General features: G+C 72.6%; 11 protein-coding genes. All 11 read right to left on the bottom strand.

Annotated features, from left to right (window positions below; all coding sequences use genetic code 11):
- Nucleotides 1–198: 198 nt before the first annotated feature.
- From C7C45_RS21270 to C7C45_RS21230, 11 genes are read right to left on the bottom strand one after another with little or no spacing between them, the layout of a single operon-like run.
- Nucleotides 199–1,026, bottom strand: coding sequence for an alpha/beta fold hydrolase (locus tag C7C45_RS21270; protein ID WP_110565444.1), 828 nt, complete (start codon nucleotides 1,024–1,026; stop codon nucleotides 199–201).
- 56 nt (nucleotides 1,027–1,082) lie between these two features.
- Nucleotides 1,083–2,939, bottom strand: a complete 1,857-nt coding sequence (asnB, locus tag C7C45_RS21265; RefSeq protein WP_244200483.1) for an asparagine synthase (glutamine-hydrolyzing) — start codon at nucleotides 2,937–2,939, stop codon at nucleotides 1,083–1,085.
- A complete protein-coding gene (locus tag C7C45_RS21260; protein ID WP_167454776.1) occupies nucleotides 2,929–4,377 on the bottom strand; it encodes a TfuA-like protein in 1,449 nt (482 codons plus the stop codon). The genes asnB and C7C45_RS21260 overlap by 11 nt, the downstream gene beginning before the upstream one ends.
- A gap of 5 nt (nucleotides 4,378–4,382) precedes the next feature.
- Nucleotides 4,383–5,603, bottom strand: coding sequence for a YcaO-like family protein (locus tag C7C45_RS21255; RefSeq protein ID WP_110565442.1), 1,221 nt, complete (start codon nucleotides 5,601–5,603; stop codon nucleotides 4,383–4,385).
- A complete protein-coding gene (locus C7C45_RS21250) occupies nucleotides 5,596–8,130 on the bottom strand; it encodes a lantibiotic dehydratase (protein ID WP_167454775.1) in 2,535 nt (844 codons plus the stop codon). Before C7C45_RS21250 ends, C7C45_RS21255 begins: the two co-directional genes overlap by 8 nt.
- Nucleotides 8,121–9,320 (bottom strand): cytochrome P450, encoded by a 1,200-nt coding sequence (locus C7C45_RS34180; protein WP_167454774.1) that lies wholly within the window; start codon nucleotides 9,318–9,320, stop codon nucleotides 8,121–8,123. Before C7C45_RS34180 ends, C7C45_RS21250 begins: the two co-directional genes overlap by 10 nt.
- The gene (locus C7C45_RS34175) at nucleotides 9,317–10,618 is read right to left on the bottom strand and encodes an AMP-binding protein (protein ID WP_167454773.1); all 1,302 of its coding nucleotides are present in this window, start codon (nucleotides 10,616–10,618) and stop codon (nucleotides 9,317–9,319) included. Before C7C45_RS34175 ends, C7C45_RS34180 begins: the two co-directional genes overlap by 4 nt.
- On the bottom strand, nucleotides 10,594–11,913 hold the full coding sequence (locus C7C45_RS34170) for a cytochrome P450 (protein ID WP_167454772.1): 1,320 nt from the start codon (nucleotides 11,911–11,913) through the stop codon (nucleotides 10,594–10,596). Before C7C45_RS34170 ends, C7C45_RS34175 begins: the two co-directional genes overlap by 25 nt.
- The gene (locus C7C45_RS21240; protein WP_110565440.1) at nucleotides 11,891–13,825 is read right to left on the bottom strand and encodes a TOMM precursor leader peptide-binding protein; all 1,935 of its coding nucleotides are present in this window, start codon (nucleotides 13,823–13,825) and stop codon (nucleotides 11,891–11,893) included. Before C7C45_RS21240 ends, C7C45_RS34170 begins: the two co-directional genes overlap by 23 nt.
- On the bottom strand, nucleotides 13,822–15,357 hold the full coding sequence (locus tag C7C45_RS21235; RefSeq protein WP_110565439.1) for a hypothetical protein: 1,536 nt from the start codon (nucleotides 15,355–15,357) through the stop codon (nucleotides 13,822–13,824). Before C7C45_RS21235 ends, C7C45_RS21240 begins: the two co-directional genes overlap by 4 nt.
- Nucleotides 15,358–15,408: 51 nt before the next feature.
- Complete coding sequence (locus C7C45_RS21230; protein WP_110565438.1) at nucleotides 15,409–15,816, bottom strand: ester cyclase; 408 nt, start codon at nucleotides 15,814–15,816, stop codon at nucleotides 15,409–15,411.
- Nucleotides 15,817–15,822: the final 6 nt, after the last annotated feature.

Below are 15,822 nucleotides of genomic sequence, written 5' to 3'. Positions count from 1 at the left end.
GGGTTCGAGTCCCTGGCGGCGCACCAAGATCAAGGCCTTGACCAGGTGGTCCACGCCGGGTCGGGGCTTTTTTCGTGTGCGCAGGCTCAGCAGGTCGGCGATCACCGCGTTCTCGCCGCGTTTGTCCGGGACCTGACGTTGCCCCAGGACCACCCGCTGTGATGGGTGATCGCGGGTTCGGCTTCCCGCCCGCCGTGCTCACCGCATCCGTCCGGCCTGGGGGACGAACTGGTCGATGAAGCCAGTCACGTCGCGGAAGACCTGTTCCCGGTTCGTCTCGTGGAACAGGTCGTGGTAAGCCCCGCGGTACCGCCGCTGGTGCAGCTCCTCGCCGCCGATCAGTTCGATCCCCGTCCGCGTGTCCTCGAGACGCGTCAGGCCGTCCTCGTCACCGTGCAACCACAACGTCGGCAGTGAGCCGAGGCTGCCCGCCTGGTTTGCCGTCGTCAGGGCTCGGGCGATGGCCTCGAGAGTCGCCCGGTGGAACGGCCCGTGCCACACCAACAGGTCGTCGTTGAAGTCCTCGCCCACCTGGCTGTCCCGGGACAGCATCGGTCCGATGTCGTACGTCTGCGTCGGGATCTCGTCGAACGAGAGCAGCATCGTCGCGGTCTGCCAGGTGCCGAGCACCGGTGCCACGAGGAGGAGAGCGGTCAGGGCGTCTGGGAAACGCTGGGCGTACCGGGTGGCGATCAGGCCACCGACCGAGTGGCCGATGACGATCTGTGGCTTACCGGGGTGTTCGGCCAGTGCCCGGGCGGCCACGGTGCGGACGTCCGTGACGATGTCTTCGAGGTCCTTGAAACACGCACGCTCGCCGTCGGAAAGCCCGAACCCCATGTGGTCGGGGGCGTACACGGCGGCACCGTGCGCGACGAGGCGGTCGGCGACCTCGGCGTAGCGGCCGGTGTGCTCGGGGTAGCCGTGCGCCACGATGGCCACGTAACGAGGGTCCTCCTGGTCCCACGTTCGCACCGAGATCGTCGTCTGGGTGCCGGCGAACTTCCAGAACCGGGGCTGGGTCATGTGGTCTCGTCCTCCTGCTTGTCAGGTCTGGCGGGGGATTGCCTCCGGCGGAAGCCTCAAAGCAGCTCGACGCGGTACTCGCGCATCCAGTCGTTGATGCGCAGCAGGGACTCGAAGCCCAGGCGGAGGAACTGGAGTTGGGTCGGCTCCGCCTGCTCGACCAGGGCGTAGGCCGCCCGGGCGCTGGCCTCTTCCATCAGGGGCCGGACCGGCGCGTTCCGATCCGCCATCAGGTCACCGAGCTTCTGCCGCATCGCCTGGTCGTACGCCGGATCCGCGATGGCCGGGTACGGGGTCTTCCGGCGGTCCAGCACGAAGCTGGGCAGGGTTCCGGCCACTGCGGCGCGGAGCAGGCTCTTTTCCCGCCCGTCGAAGGACTTCATCGACCAGGGCACGTTGAACACGTACTCGACAAGACGGTGGTCGCAGAACGGCACCCGGACCTCCAGGCCGACCGCCATGCTCATCCGGTCCTTGCGCTCCAGCAGCATCGGCAGGAAGCGGGTGAGGAAGAGATAGGACACCCGGCGCATGCGCGCATCGACCTCGTTCTCGTCGTCGAGCACCGGCACCTCGCGTACCGCCTCACCGTACCGGGAGGTCCGGTAGTCCTCGAGCGCCAAGCGGCGGGGCAGGTCCGGGTCGAGGAACGACGGTCCGCTGACGTCGACGGGGGCGCTGTGGTGCATCCAGGGGAACGTCTGCGCGGTCGTGGCACCCGGGTCGTGGAACCACGGGTACCCGCCGAAAAGTTCGTCCGCGCCCTCGCCCGACAGGGCGACGGTCGAGTGCCGGCGCACCGCTCGGAACAGCAGGTAGAGCGAGGTATCCATGTCGGCCAGCCCGAGCGGGAGGTCGCGGGCGCGGAGCACGGCGAACCGAGCGGCGGGGTCGGTCAGGTCGGCGGCGTCGAGGGTGATCGTCTCGTGGGCGGCGCCGACGGTGGCGGCCAGCTTGGCGGCGAACCACGCATCCTCGGCAGGGTCCTCGACCGGCCGGCCGGGTTGGGTGAAGCCCACGGCGAAGGAGCGCAGCGGACCTTCCCCCCGCTCGGCCAACCCCTCCGCCGCGTACGCGGTGACGGTGCTGGAGTCGAGTCCACCGGACAGCAGCGAGCAGAGCGGCACGTCTGCCACGGTCTGCCCCGCGACGGACTCCCTCAGCAACTGTCGCACCGTCTCGATGGTCGTCGCCTGGTCGTCGTGGTGTGCCGTCGCGGGCAGCCGCCAGTACGCGGTCTCCGACATGCCCGTCCGGTCGAACCGCAGCGCGTGGCCGGGCCGGACCGACCGCATCCCCTCGAAGATCGCCTGGCCGGGCGTGGTCACCCAGGTCATGAGTTCCTGCAGCCCGACGGTGCCGAGGCGGGCGTGAGCCTCGGGGTGGGCGAGGATCGCCTTCGGCTCGGAGCCGAAGAGCAGGCCCTGGGGTGTGGGGTAGTAGTAGAGGGGTTTGACTCCCAGCCGGTCCCGGACGAGGAGGAGTCGCTGGTGGCGCTCGTCCCAGACGGCGAACGCGAACATCCCTACCAGCCGTTCGGCTACCCCTTCGCCCCACTCCAGGTAGCCCCGCAGGACGACCTCGGTGTCGCTGCGGCTCCGGAAGCGGTGCCCGCGGGCGGTGAGCGCGTCGCGCAGCTGGGGGAAGTTGTAGACCTCGCCGCTGTAGCTGATGACGGCCGACGACTCGTGGCCCGGGTCGTCGACCATGGGCTGTGTGCCGCCCGCCAGATCGATGACGGCGAGCCGCCGATGCCCGAGAGCGGCGTGCCGACCTAGCCAGGTGCCGTCGGCGTCCGGACCGCGGGCGGCCATCGTGGCCGTCATCGACCTGATCGTGGTGAGTTCCGCGCGCAGGTCGCGCCCGAAGTCGATCCATCCGGTGATTCCACACATGGTGATCTCAGCGTCCATTCGTGGCGGGTTTGAGGAGGGCGGCCGTGTCGGGATCGGAGACGGAATCGCCGGCCGAGCCGTCCGGCCAGCTCGGCACCCCGTTCAGCGTCTCCTCCGGCACCTTGCCGGAGCGTGCCAGGAGCAGGAAGTACCGGCCGAGCTCGTGCAACTGCCCCAACCCGGTCAGTCCTCGGTCCCAGCAGGCGATCTCCAGATCGGCGCCGCCCCAGCGGTCCCGGAAGAGGGTCTCGACCAGGTCGTGACGGATGTGCTCGACCCGGAACTCGCCGTTGCGGCGCATCGTCATCTCGTTGAGTGCGCCGGCAGCCGCGGCACAGGTCCGGGCCAGCCGCAGCAGGGCCCGCTGCCCGGCCAGCAACGGCGGGATGCGGTGCCCGGTACGGACACCGGGTTCGGTCCGGAAGGAACGCACCAGAGCCCGGACGACGAGTTCCCGGTCGGGAAGGGTGGCCTGTTCCGCTGCCGACAACCAGTCACGCAAGCCGGTCGTCGGCGCGTCGTCGGGGCCGAGTATCTTGCGGGCCCGGGCCGCGCCCAGTGCCCGCTCGACGAGCGTGGCGGCGGCGTCGCCCTCCGGCGCGCTGCCCCGCGCGATCGCGTCGAGCGTCGCCCGGCGGTGCAACGACGGGTACGTCGGCAGGAAGAGCTGGAGAAACGCCAGTGCGTGGTGGTCGGTCACCACCCGGCCGCCGAGTTCGGCGCCCTCGTTCTCCCAACGCCAGTCCGCGAGATACACCGTGTCGAGGTTGGCGAAGCGGGGGTCGTCGACCGGTGCCGCGTCCGCCGGCCCCGCATCGCGCACCAGGCGCAGCGCCCGCAGCGCGTCGAGCCGCTTGACGTCGCCCTGGTCCGGGCGAGCGTCGAGCCACTCGCGCATCCGGCGGGCGGCAGCCGCCAGGTCGCCCCGCTCAGCCACCCGCCACAGGGCCGACCAGCTTCGGCGGGGGAACGGCAGCTCGCGGACCAGCGCGAGCAGGCCGCCGGCCTCATCCGGGTCGATCGCCTCGCCGGTGGCCGCATGGAGGCCGTACCGGATCGAGACCAGGGCGTCGGAGAGCTGCGTGTGGCCGTCGTCGGCGTCGAGGTGGGCGACGGCGACCTCGTCGTCCGCGGTGACCGTGCCGTCCGCGTACCACTCGAAGACCTGGCCGACGCCGATGACACCGTAGGGGTGCAGTTCGGCGGCGCGCAGCGCGCCCATGCTGCTGGCCCCGACGACCCGGACCCCGTTGCGGACCAGATGCAGGATCTCCTTGTGCCGGACGGCGGGCGCCTGGAAGAAGAGCCCGTCCAGGATCAGGACGGTGCTTGCCGGGTCGGGCCGGAGCCGCAGTAGGTCGCCGTGGCGCACCGGCGGGTGCAGCACCGCGTCGGGGACGATCTGGCGGATGTCGTCGGCGCCGATGGTCGGGCCGGCGAAGATGTGGATCACCATGCTGATCAGGACTCCTCCGCTCGAACGGGCCTCGGGCATTCGTCGCCGGTGCCGAAGCGCAGCCCAGGGGCGATCACCCGGACCACGGACAGCGGCTCGTCGTCCGTGGACAACGGCACCTCCAGCACCGGTTGGCCGGTCTGCCGGCGGACCTGTCGCAGGCACCACCGGTACTCCTCGTCGACGGAGTCGAACCGCGCGGTCCGCAACGTGGCCAGGATCTGGTCCCACGAGCGGAGCCGGTCGGGTGGGGTGACCGGCCGTTGGGTGTCCCAGCGGTGGGAGCGGTAGAGGGTGCCTCGAACGTCGTCCCGCGTGCCGTTGATGACCGTCAACCGGCTCTGCGCGGCCTCGGTGATGGCGCGGGAGAGGGCCGTCGCCGGGTCGGTGTGGCAGCCAGACCCCGAATAGATCGACGGATCCTCGGGGGACCAGAGGTAGGCGACGAAGCAGGGGAACGCGGGGTCGCGGGTGTTGTCGACCAGCTCCAGCCATGCCCCGGCGGAGGTGATCTGCGCGATCAGGTTGCGGCAGCCCGGGTCCGTGACCGTGTCGGGTGCGATGTGGGTCCGGGTGGACACCGGCCGGTCGCCGAGGTCGAACGTGCAGTCCCGCTCGATGAGTTCGAACAGTCCGTGCAGGGCTGCCTCCGCCGGGCAGTTCCCACTGGCCAGGCCGTTGCTGGAGACCCGCAACAGCGGTACGGACCAGACCGGTGCGGCGAGCGAGGAGATGGCCACGGCGGTACGCGGCACCAGCGTCCTCCGGTCCTCACCGGCCACCAGGGCCGGCACCCAGTCCAGCGGGGTGTCCGGCGTGAGCAGGCTCCGGGCGGCGCGCTGCAGGGACATGACGTCGTACGGCAGGCGCAGGGACGAGGCGGCCACGCCCACCGGCCCCGGCGGTGTCGCCGGAAGCTCCTCGGCGTACCACAGCTCGATGGCCTCCATCGCCGCCGAGACCTTGGCGGCGACGTCCGTGGCGCCCTTGCCCTGGCTGACGCTCAGCGTGCTTGCCATCGGCCGGACGGCGACCCACACCGGGATGCCGAGAACGTCGAGGCCCGTCACGTCGGCCACCCGGGTCAGCCCGCAGCGTCCGAAGAGCCGCTCGGCGAGCCGCCAGGTCTCCCCGGGATGGCGGGTGCGGTGGGTACCGGCGAAATACCGCTTCGCGTTCCGGTCGGCAGTGACCGGGCCCGCGTCGAGGGTGGATGACTCACTCATATCCTGCTCCTCCGCCGGGGGGTAGGGATGTTTCGATCACGTACTCGGCCGTTCGCGTCCCGGGGCCCAGCGCTGCGGGATCGGGCAACGGTTCGGTGAAGGTCAACACTTCGGTGCTCCCCTCCGGCCAGCACCTTGGCTGGGACAGGTCCGCGTACACGGGCTTGCGCACGGCGCCGCCGGATCGCGATCGGGCCTGTCCCACCCACTCGTCGGAGGCACGCCCCCGGACCACGTCCCACGGGTCGGGCAGGGTGACCGCCCGGACGAAGGACCGCCGGGGCACCCCGGTCTCGGCACACCATCGGTGCCATGCCACCGTCCTGGCGGCGTCGTCGGCACCTGCGGGCAGTGCCGCCGGCGGTACCTTCCACGTTCGGCGGGCCAGCACCAGCCGGCCGAGGACCAGCCGGGGATAGTGGCGGATTCCGGGGGCCCCGACGCCGCCGTCGACCTGGTCCCAGAACGCCAGCGTGCTGCCCGTTGCCGGGCCCAGCCTGCGCAGCCACCGGAAGAACGGTGGCGCCAGCGCCGTCAGCGTGGCGTTCTGGGGGACCGGGAGTAGCGACCGTCCCGACAGCGTGCGGCTGTGCACCAGCAGCCGACCGTGCTGCGGGTCAACCCGTACCGTGCAGTCGCCCGGGTCGATCCGGACCTCCGGGTCGCACTCCAGGGCGTGGCCGGGAAAGGCCAGACTGTACGACAGCAGCCGGGGCCGCTCGTTGGCGGTCGCGCCGAACCGCGCCGTGACGTCCACCGCCAACGCGTCCGGCTCTGCGGCATCCGCCGCGCCGGCCCAGTCTCGCAGCAGTCCGATCGGCGCGTCGTCCAAGCCGGCGGCGATCCGGGCGGCGTACCGGCCGTACCCGCAGCCGAGGCCGTTGAGCACGACGCGGTCGCCGGCGAGCTGGACGGGCCAGGCCGCGCAGGACCACTCCGGCAGCTCGGCGGGCAGGGCATCGGCGATCCGGTCCAGCTCCGCACCGTCGAGGCGGATCTCGTCGGCGCCCGCTGAACGGACCGCGAGCGTCTGAAGCCGGTGGGTCAGCTCGGCACGCAGCCCCAGGGTCCGCCGCAGCAGCGGATGGCTCGACTCGGCGACCATCGTGTCCATCGCGGCGCGTCCGGACTCGAGGAACCACCGGTACGCGGTCAGCAGCGGAACGGGGTCGGTGCCGAACCGGTCCCGGAAACACAGCATCCCGGCGAGTTGGAAAGGCAACTCGGGGCCGAGCAGCGGCGCGATCAGCTGGACCCGTCCGAGGTCTGCCAGGATCTCTTCGCCGAGCGCCGGAGCGGGCTCGTCGACGACCCGTACGAGGTCCTCGGTGACCAGCAGGCGATCCGTTCCCGTGGTGCTGATTCCGCAGGCGGTGGCGAGTCGGTCGAGACCGGCCCGGACGGGTGCGGTCAGGGCGCCCGGTGCGGGCGGGGGATCCACCTCGATGTCCCGCAGCAAGCGCAGGGCCGCGCCCAGCTCACCGGCGCCGTCGTTGGTGGTCGTCGGCAGTGCCGCCAGGACGCCGTCGAGGACGTGCCGGCCGTGTCCGGCCGGGCGCAGCCCCGCCTCGAGCAGGCCGCAGCGCAGCAGCGCGGCGAGCTGGTCCGGGACGGTCCCGTCGGGAGAGAGGTCGCAGAGCCGGCGCGGGGGACGCAGGCGGCGCAGCAGGCCGGCCAGCCGGTCGGGGCAGGCGGCGGTGCGGATGGTGTCCGCCGGTCCGCCGGTTACCAGCCAGCTCACCCGCCCTTCGGCGGGTTCGTCGATGGTGGCGGTGGGATTCGTCGTCACCCACAGCTGGTCCGGTGCCACCGACCGCAGGCCACGACCACGTACCCAGTGCTCGACCCAGTCGAGCGCCCGTCGGTCCACCCGGACGTGCCGGTGCGGTGGCTGGTGGCCAGATCCGGGAATGAGTAACGCCGCCTCGGTGAGCCGGGCGAACGGCGACGGCTTGGTGGCGGTCCGCTGGAGCAGCCGGAACACGGTGAGCAGCAGCCGCCGGTCACGGGCAGATCCCGGCCGGTGCCGGCGTTCGCGACGATGGATCTCCGCCAGCAGGCCGGGCACCGAGAGCTCCACTGAGGCGGCGAAGTCCGGGTCGTCGAGTCTTTCGTGGAGGGCCGTTCGGGTGCTCCGGTCGAGGTCCTCCAGGGCGGTCCGCAGCTCGGCCCACCGCTGGTCGAGTTCCGAGCGGGCCCGTTCGTACGCGGCGACCGAACCAACGTCCCACGCGTCCTCGGTGACACTGGTCAGAGCGCGACCGTTGTAGGCGTCCCGCCGGGCGCGGAGCAGCCGACGCCGCTCGGCCGGCGCCGCCAGCGGCACGAGGACGCTGAGGGCTTCCGCCGCCGCCGCGCCCCGCGCGCTGCAGGTGACCTCGGCCTCGGCGACCCGCCCGGCGGCGGTCCAGGCCCGATCGCCGGCGAGGTCCCACAACACCTGTGGACCCAGCTGGCAGCGGCGGCGGACCACCACCGGCCCGACTCGCACCCCACGCGTCGGCGCGGGTGCCCGCCCTAACGCCATGTCGCCTCCAGCGGTAGCGTCTCCAGGCCCCGGTGCAGGAAATGAGAGGTCCAACGTGGGGTGCCGGTGAGGCGGACCGCGGACCATCGCCGGGCCACGACGGTGAGCAGCACGATTCCCTCCAGCCGGGCGAGGTGTGCGCCCAGGCAGACGTGCCGCCCTTCGCCGAAAGCGACGCCGGCGAGCGGCCCGGCCGGCTGACCGTTGGCGACCAGCTCGTGGTTGGCGGCACCCAGCATCACCCGTAGCCGGTCGCCCCGCCTGATCAGCTGGCCGGCCACCTCGACGTCCCGCATCGCCACCCGCGCGGTGAAGGTCAGGGGGGACTCGGTGAGCAGGACCCGGTCCACCTCTGCCTCGGCGGTGAGCCGTCCTTCGCGCAGGCCGTCCAGCAGCTCGGGGGTGGTGGCCAAGCGCAGCAGCAGACCGCTGATCATGTTGCGCGAGGTGTCGTGCCCGGCGAGGTAGAGGCTGAAGACGTTGGCCACCGCCTCGACATCGGAGAGCGCCAGCGGGGTGCCATCGGCGGCCCGGATGGCGGCGAGCACCGACTCCGGTGCGGGGTCGGCGAGCCATCGCCGGACCAGCACCGTCAGATCGTCCAGCGCGGCGAGCGCGTTGCGGACGGCGCTGTCGCTGGCCCGACCGCTGGCCAGGCCGCCGCCCTGACTGATCGTCCGGCACAGCTCGCTGACGTTGGCCCGCTCGGGCTCCGGCACGCCGACCAGATCGCCGACGACGGCGACGGGCAGCCGGCCGCTGATCGCCGCCACACCGTCGAACCGGCCGTCCGGGCCGATGTCGGCGAGCAACCCGTCGACCGCCCTCTCGACGGCCTCCCGCCGGGCCCGTACGGCCCGGGGCGAGAAGGCCGGGCCCAGCGTACGGCGCATTCGGTCGTGGTCGGTGCCTTCCGCGGACAGCAGCAGACTCCGGACGAAGTCACCGTGTTGGGCGCCGTCGCCCCACTCGGAGCGCGGATCCGCCCCGGGCATCCGGAAGTGTTCGTCCCGTAGCACCGTCCGGGCGGCCTCGTGGCCGACGACGAGCCAACACCCGCCGGACTCGCTCCACACCAGGCTGCCTCGCTGGTGCAGCTGCTGGTAGAGCACCTCCGGCCGGCGCAGCAGATGGGCCGCCACCATCGACCGTTTGTCGGTCTGCGCCGGGTGCTCGGTCGCTGAGGTCACAGCAGGGCCTTCCCTCGGTCGTTGAAGGCGGCCTCGGTCGAGGCCCGGATCAGCACCTGCGCCGGCACCACGGGACTGGGCAGTTCGGCGCAGGCCAGGCGAATCTGTTCTTCGCCGACGTCACCGACGGCGAGCACCGTGATGCGGTCGACCGGGCCGGTGCGGTCCACCGAGACCCGGGCGTCGGTGACGCCCGGGAGGGCCCGGACTGCCGCGGTGACGGTCGCCGGGTAGACGGTCACCCCGTCGATCTTGATCAGTTCGTCGACCCGGCCCTCCAGCAAGTAGCCGGTGCCGTCCGGAGCGGGACGCACGAGGTCGCCGGCGCTCACCGCACCGTCGGGACGGGCACGCGTCCGGCCGCCGACGGCGGCGAACCGCGTGTCGGGCCCCCGGGTCCAGAGCATGCCGACTCCGTCGGGGCCGATGTCCTCCAGCCACACCTGCTTGCCCGGCAGCGGCGTACCGACGTTGTTGGTCGCGTCCACCGCGCGACGAACGGTGAGCAGGCCGGTCTCCGTGGAGCCCAACATCGTCAGGAACCGGCAGCCGGGCAGGCCCGCCGAGATCCGTCGAGCCCGCTCGGGGGTTAGGCCACCCCCGGCCGGTACGAACGAGGTCCGGTCGTAGCGCGCCCCGGTCGGGGCGGCACCGGCCGCCATCGTGGCGAGCGCCGGCGCGGCCAGGCAGATGCCGGGCCGGTCGGCGAGTTGGCGCGCGGCCAATCTCCACTGGTGCGGTCGGAACAGCAGCAGGTCCCGGCCCAGTAACAGCGCCGGCAGCATGACGACGTAGAAGGCCGCGGCGAAGTCCAGGCTGGAACAGGCGGCGAACACCTCCGCCCGTTCGTACTCGGGCATCCCCTGGGTGTACAGGCGGACCGCGTCGGGCAGGGCGTGCGGTCGGCCGAAGAGCAGCCGGGGCTCGCCGGTGCTCCCCGAGGTGGCGGTGGCATACGTCGGCCCCTCGACCTCGGTCGGCGGCGCCGACTGGGCCCCCGCCTCCCAGACGAGGTCCCGCACCGTCCGCCCGGTACCCCACCGGGCCGGGTCACCGAGCACCCAGCGTGGGGCGGGTGTGGCCAGCCCGGTAGCCACGAGCCCGACCAGGGATCGGACCGAGCAGTCGGCGGGCACCACCCAGCCGTGTGGTGGCGTCCGGATCAGCTCGGCGGCGAGATCCGTCGCCTGCCCGACGATGTCCCGCCAGGGAACGCGCCCGTGCTCGTCGATCACCCCGCGGTCGGAACGGGCGAGCAACTCGACGGTGGGCCTCAGCCACGGTGCGTCGTTGCCCACGACAACCACCCCCTGATCGTGGTAGGGGCGGCGGCGTGGTCCGGAACGGCGTGGCCGTTCTGCTCCAGCGTCGCCGCCGCCATGACCCGCTCGACGGAGCTGAGCGGGCGGTCGAGGTCGTGCTCCTCGAGGCTCTCGGTGAGCATCCGGGCCAGATCCTGCTGGGGCTCGTGGGCGGGACACCGCACCGCCAACCGCCGCGGCATGTTGAACCTGATGTGTCGGATGCGCTCGATCTCGCCGTCGACGAGTGTCGCGCCGGGCGCCGCCCGCTGCATGGCGTCGAACAACTCGACGGCCTGGTGCCGAGCCAGTCGGGCACCCAGACAGCGGTAGGCGCCCCAGCCGAAGGACAGCACCGCCCGCCCCGCGATCCCGTCGGTGGGCTGGTTCGCCTCGGCCACCCGTACACTGATGATCTGGCCCGCCCGGACATGCAGGCCGCCGAGCGCGATCGGCGCGTGGGCGATCCGCTCCAGGGTCTTCAACGGCGGTTCGTTGCGTAGCGCCTCGTCGAGCAGGGCCTCCCGACGGGCCGGGTCGGACGCGTCGGGAGAACCGAGGATGAGCACCGCCGCGTTGCCCAGCATGCCGGCCACGGTCTCCAACGAGGCCTGGACCAGCATGACGAGGTTGGCCTCGAAATCCTCCTCGGTGGTCCCGCCCGTCCACCCGGCGTGCCACGCGCCCAGCACGCTTTCGGCGGGCGCGTGGGGCCGGGCCTGGCGTATCGACCGCCGGATCTCCGTCAGCGCGGCGTGTCCCTCGACGACCGCGGCCGCCGGGTCGGGCAGTCGGGCTGCGTACGCGACGAGCGCGAGACGCTGGCTCAACTTGTGCAGTCGGTGGAACTCGCCGGGCGACAGGCCCAGCAGGTGAGAGCCACATTCGATGGCGTACCGGAAGGCGACCCCGGTCATGAACTCGCCGCCGCCCGCGGCGCAGAACTTCCCGACCACCTGATCGGCGATGGTGCGCAGGGCCGGCACCATGGCGTCGACGGCGTCTGCGGTGAAGAAGCGACCGAAGGCGCGGCGGAGGCTGGCGTGCCGCTCCGGCGAGGCCTGAAGCATGATCCGCTCGGCGAACGCCGCGAGTTCCTCCGCCATCGGCCGTACCTCGTCGGCCAGGCCCTGGGTCAGTGACGCCATCACCGCGGTGGACTCCACCACGCCCAACCGGTCGTCGCTGAGCAGCCGGACTGCGGCTTCCCGGTCCGCGACCACCCAGCCGAGGCCACCGGGCAGGGGACTGACCGGCTGCGTCACCGGCTCAGGGGAATGGGTGTGGCTCATGCCGGACCTCCTCGCCCGCCGTGAGGATGGGATCGACCCCGTTGCGGAGCCGGAAGCGCGCGATGGCCGCACTCGTCGGCATCCGCCGGTGCGAATGCCCGAACGTCATCGGCGCGCTGCCCGGGACGATCGCCTTGACGCATCGCAGGCCCAACCGATGGAGTTCGCTGGTCGTGTGGTCGACGACGAACACCTCCTGGCCGTCGGCCCGGGCCACGTCGAGCATCGCGGCGAGGTCCGCGGCGACGTCCCCGCAGGGCACGTGCGGTGCCGGCACCGCCGCGGGGCGCGTCGCGGGGGTGAGCAGGAAGTCGAACCTGCCGCGTGCCTCCGGAAGACCGGCGACCAGTGCGTGGTCGGTCATGTGCCGGACCAGCGCCGGACGGGCCAGGGCCTGGGCTGAGGGGCGTTGCTGTCGGTACATCATGGTGATCGCCGGTGCCGCCGCCGCCATCTCCTGGACGGCGCCACGCAGTGCGCCAGCCACCGTGATCCCGCAGCCCGCCGTGACCAGGGTGGCCGGTGCGGTGGGGTCGTCGGTCAGCGAGACGAGCAGCACCACCGGTACCCCGAACAGGCCGACGGCCTGGAAGGCGCGCAGCTCCCGTCCGGTGTGATGGCGCAGGCCGCAGAGCGCGGCTTCGGCCTCGGCCACCTGGCCCAGGTCGATCTCCGGCAGCGGGGTACGCGAATACCAGGCGGTCAGGAAGGCGTCCCGTTCGGCGAGCTCCAGGAGCGCCGCGAGCAGCGCCTCCTCCACGCCCGCGCCCAGCGCACAGCCGTTGGAGTTTTCGTACACGAACGCCGGCCCTGTCTCGGGCCGCTGGGTCGCGCCGTAGTACGCGACATGGAAGGGCAGGTGGACGGCCCGGCCGGTCAGCACGGAGTGAGCCGACGCCCAGCCCGTCGGGGTGTGCGGGTCGAACCGGGTGTACTCGAAGCCGGGCTGGTCGTAGGCGTCGTCCTCGTGCAACAGCAGGGTACGGGGGTCGACGGCGTCGGCGAGGTCGGCGAACGCGGCGAACCGGGCGGGATCCCGTCCTCCGCAGTGCCATCCCGCGTAGCGTTCCAAGCCTTCCAGCACCGCACCCGCCCGCGCGGTGACGTAGTCGTCGGCCCGCCCGATGGCGATCTCCTCGAAACCCCACCGGGTCGGCACCTTGACCTGCACGGACGGCAGGGCGGCGTCACCCGCGAGAATCGGCGTCCGGGTGACGCCCGACCACGAGTCGACGTACTCGGACTCCAGCCGGTCGGCGAACTCGGTGACCGGGAACCGTCGGGTCGAGGCCGGGCCGGTGGCGGGCAGCGCCGTGCCGAGGTCCGGCAACGGCGGCGGAATGGCCGTCGCCGTCGCCGTGCAGTGCGGCGCCCGACACAGCGTATGGGCGATGGCCGGGTGCCAGTCACCGGCCAGGCCGCCGTCGTCGAGCACGAACGCCGCGTCGCGGCTGCGCGGTGCCTCGCCGTCGGCCAGCCGTTGCGCCTCCGATCGCAGCAGGGCGGCGACGACGTATCCGGCAGCCGTCGGCCAGTCCGCCTCGTCCTGCCGCCCGGACAGCGGCCGCCATGCCGTCTCCGCGTCGGTCACCGCCCCCTCCGGCTGGTTGGTGACCCGTACCCGCAACGCGAGGCAGTGCGGGCAGTTCGGCCGGTCGGGTTCCACCAGCGGACCCACCACCAGCCGTCCGCGGCAGCCGTAGACCGGCAGCAGCGGCACCCGCTGCCGGGGTAGCCCCCGCAGGTCGGCGTCCCAGGCGAGAGCGACCAGCACCGCGAGCCGGGCGTCCGACCCAGGCGGCGGCGCCCCGTCGGGGCCGACCAGTCGGACGAGGTCACCGGCGAGGGAGGAGATCGAGGATCTCAGCTCGGCGGGCCTGCCCCGCAGGGGATGTTCTGCCACTGTGCTCATCGCTGTCCGCCGTCCTGCTCTGTCTCGACGCCGACCAGGTGTGCGGACACCAATGCCGGCAGTGGGACCGGCCGCGTCCGCAGGCCAAGCGCTGCGGTGTGCCGCTCGAGGTGCGTGCCGGCGTACGGCGGTGTGGCGGGCACGATTTCGCCGACCCACCCGGGATGCTGTCGGCCGGCGAGCGCCGTCAGCAGCGCACGCTGCTCGGCCTGTCCGGGATCGAGCCCGGTCAGGGGTGTCCCGCCGGGGGTCCACGCTCGCCACATCCCGCTGGGATGCGCTTGGTGGTGCACCGGCGGCAGTTCACCGGCGAGGCTGCTCAGCCGGTTTCGCTCCGCCGTCGGTCGGTCCACCGTCCGGCCGGACCAGCCGTCGGTCAGCCAGGTGTCGGCCCAGTGGGTGAGGGCACGGGCCGTCGCCGCGGTGCTGTCCGCCCCGACGCCGACTCCCGGGCCCGATCCGGCCGGCAGGTACCGCTCGACCGCCAGCGACAGGGACTCGGTCCGGGCGTCCGCCATCGTCTCCGCCACTACGAGCGGCCCGTCCCCAAGCGCGGCCGGCTCCGTCCGTCCCAGCGGGTTGAGCACCAGCTGGAGCATGGTGAGCGGCAACTGCGGCAGCCCTTCGGGGGAGCAGGAGGCGAGCGGGCCGAAGCAGCGGGCGCTCAGGACCAGGTTGGGGAAGGCTGCGGTACGCGGCGCGGGCTGGCCGGCGTGCTCGTGCCGGTCGGTGGCCGGGCAGCTGGGGTCGACGTCCACGGCCGACCGCCAGATCTGGAGGGTGTCCAGGTCGATCACCGCCGCCTCGGTCAGCGGGCGGGTGTCGCCGTCGACGAGGACTCGGATCACCTCCTGGCTCAGCACTCCCGCAGCCAGCTGCGCGGCCGCGCCGAACCCGTCGCCGACCGGTAGCGCGACCGATCGGTGGGCCAGCCGTCGCCAGGCGCACCGGGGGCACGCCGACGCGTGGCCGGCCAGTTGCCCCTTGAGGAGCAGGGCGCGACCTCGGGTCAGCCCCAGCCACGTGCCGATGCCGTCGGCGGCCTCGCGGTCCGCCAGGGCCAACCCCGCGTTCGCCTGCTCGGCGGGGAACATCCCGACCAGGTGGCGCCCGGAGAGTTCGGCCGCCGTGGGGCGGTCGGGTTCGGCCGGCACCACGACGTCCCGGAATCCGGCCTGCGCCAGCGCGTCCGCCGCCAGGATCGCGTACCGGGTTGGCCCGGCCACCACCATCCCCGCCGTCGTCGCCGGGTCTGCGCGGTGTTCGCCGGCCCGGGGTCGCTGGTGCAGGACCTGTCGCTGCTGCAACAGATCGATCAGGCTGCGGAGGTACCGGGCCTGCGCCGGGGCCAGCGAGTCGAACAGTTTCTCCGGTGTCAGTCCCCGGTCGAAGAGCGGCCCCAGGCGGGCGAGCCAAGCGGCGACGTCGCGCCCGCGCAGTACGAACGAGCCCTCGGCGGTTCGGAGCCACACCCCGTCCCGCACCGGTAGGTAGTAGACATCGTCGCGAAGGATCAACTGCGGTTCGGTCACCTCGTGCCTCCCCGGGCCGGGACGGTCGGTCACAGGTACGCCTCGGCCGGACTAGACGGTGGCCGCGCTGAGCTGTTCCTGCAGGGCGTAGCGGTCCATCAGGTCCCAGTGCGCGACGAGCATGCCGTCGCGGACCACGAAGATGTCCACCACGCTGATCGAGAACTCACGACCGCTCGGCGGCACGCCCAGCACCTCGCCGACCTGCCGGCCGCTGTACGTCATCCGGGCCGCGACCCGGTCGCCGTCGATGAGCAGGTCGTCGAGCTCCAGGCGGGTGTCCTCGACGGTGGCCAGCCAGTCGGCCACCGCGTCGCGCATGCCCTGCCGACCACGGGGCCGTGCGGGATTCGGATGCTGGTAGTCCGGTGCGATGCATTTGTCCAGGTGGCTGAGGTCCCGCTCGTTGAATGCCGCCAGCACGTGCCCGATGAGCGTGGTGATCGTGGCCCGATCCATGGGTGC

It is taken from the genome of Micromonospora arborensis (genome assembly GCF_003205615.1).
In the GTDB taxonomy this organism is placed as follows: domain Bacteria; phylum Actinomycetota; class Actinomycetes; order Mycobacteriales; family Micromonosporaceae; genus Micromonospora; species Micromonospora arborensis.
Note: the sequence above shows the minus strand (reverse complement) of the source record. Positions and strands in the feature narration are given on the sequence as shown.

Bases quoted from the DNA above. Each gene is read 5' to 3' on its own strand.
- asnB (WP_244200483.1), bottom strand. From the start codon at position 2,939: ATGGACGCTGAGATCACCATGTGTGGAATCACCGGATGGATCGACTTC.
- C7C45_RS21270 (WP_110565444.1), bottom strand. From the start codon at position 1,026: ATGACCCAGCCCCGGTTCTGGAAGTTCGCCGGCACCCAGACGACGATC.
- C7C45_RS21255 (WP_110565442.1), bottom strand. From the start codon at position 5,603: ATGAGTGAGTCATCCACCCTCGACGCGGGCCCGGTCACTGCCGACCGG.
- C7C45_RS21230 (WP_110565438.1), bottom strand. From the start codon at position 15,816: ATGGATCGGGCCACGATCACCACGCTCATCGGGCACGTGCTGGCGGCA.
- C7C45_RS21250 (WP_167454775.1), bottom strand. From the start codon at position 8,130: ATGGCGTTAGGGCGGGCACCCGCGCCGACGCGTGGGGTGCGAGTCGGG.
- C7C45_RS21240 (WP_110565440.1), bottom strand. From the start codon at position 13,825: ATGAGCACAGTGGCAGAACATCCCCTGCGGGGCAGGCCCGCCGAGCTG.
- C7C45_RS21260 (WP_167454776.1), bottom strand. From the start codon at position 4,377: ATGGTGATCCACATCTTCGCCGGCCCGACCATCGGCGCCGACGACATC.
- C7C45_RS34170 (WP_167454772.1), bottom strand. From the start codon at position 11,913: ATGAGCCACACCCATTCCCCTGAGCCGGTGACGCAGCCGGTCAGTCCC.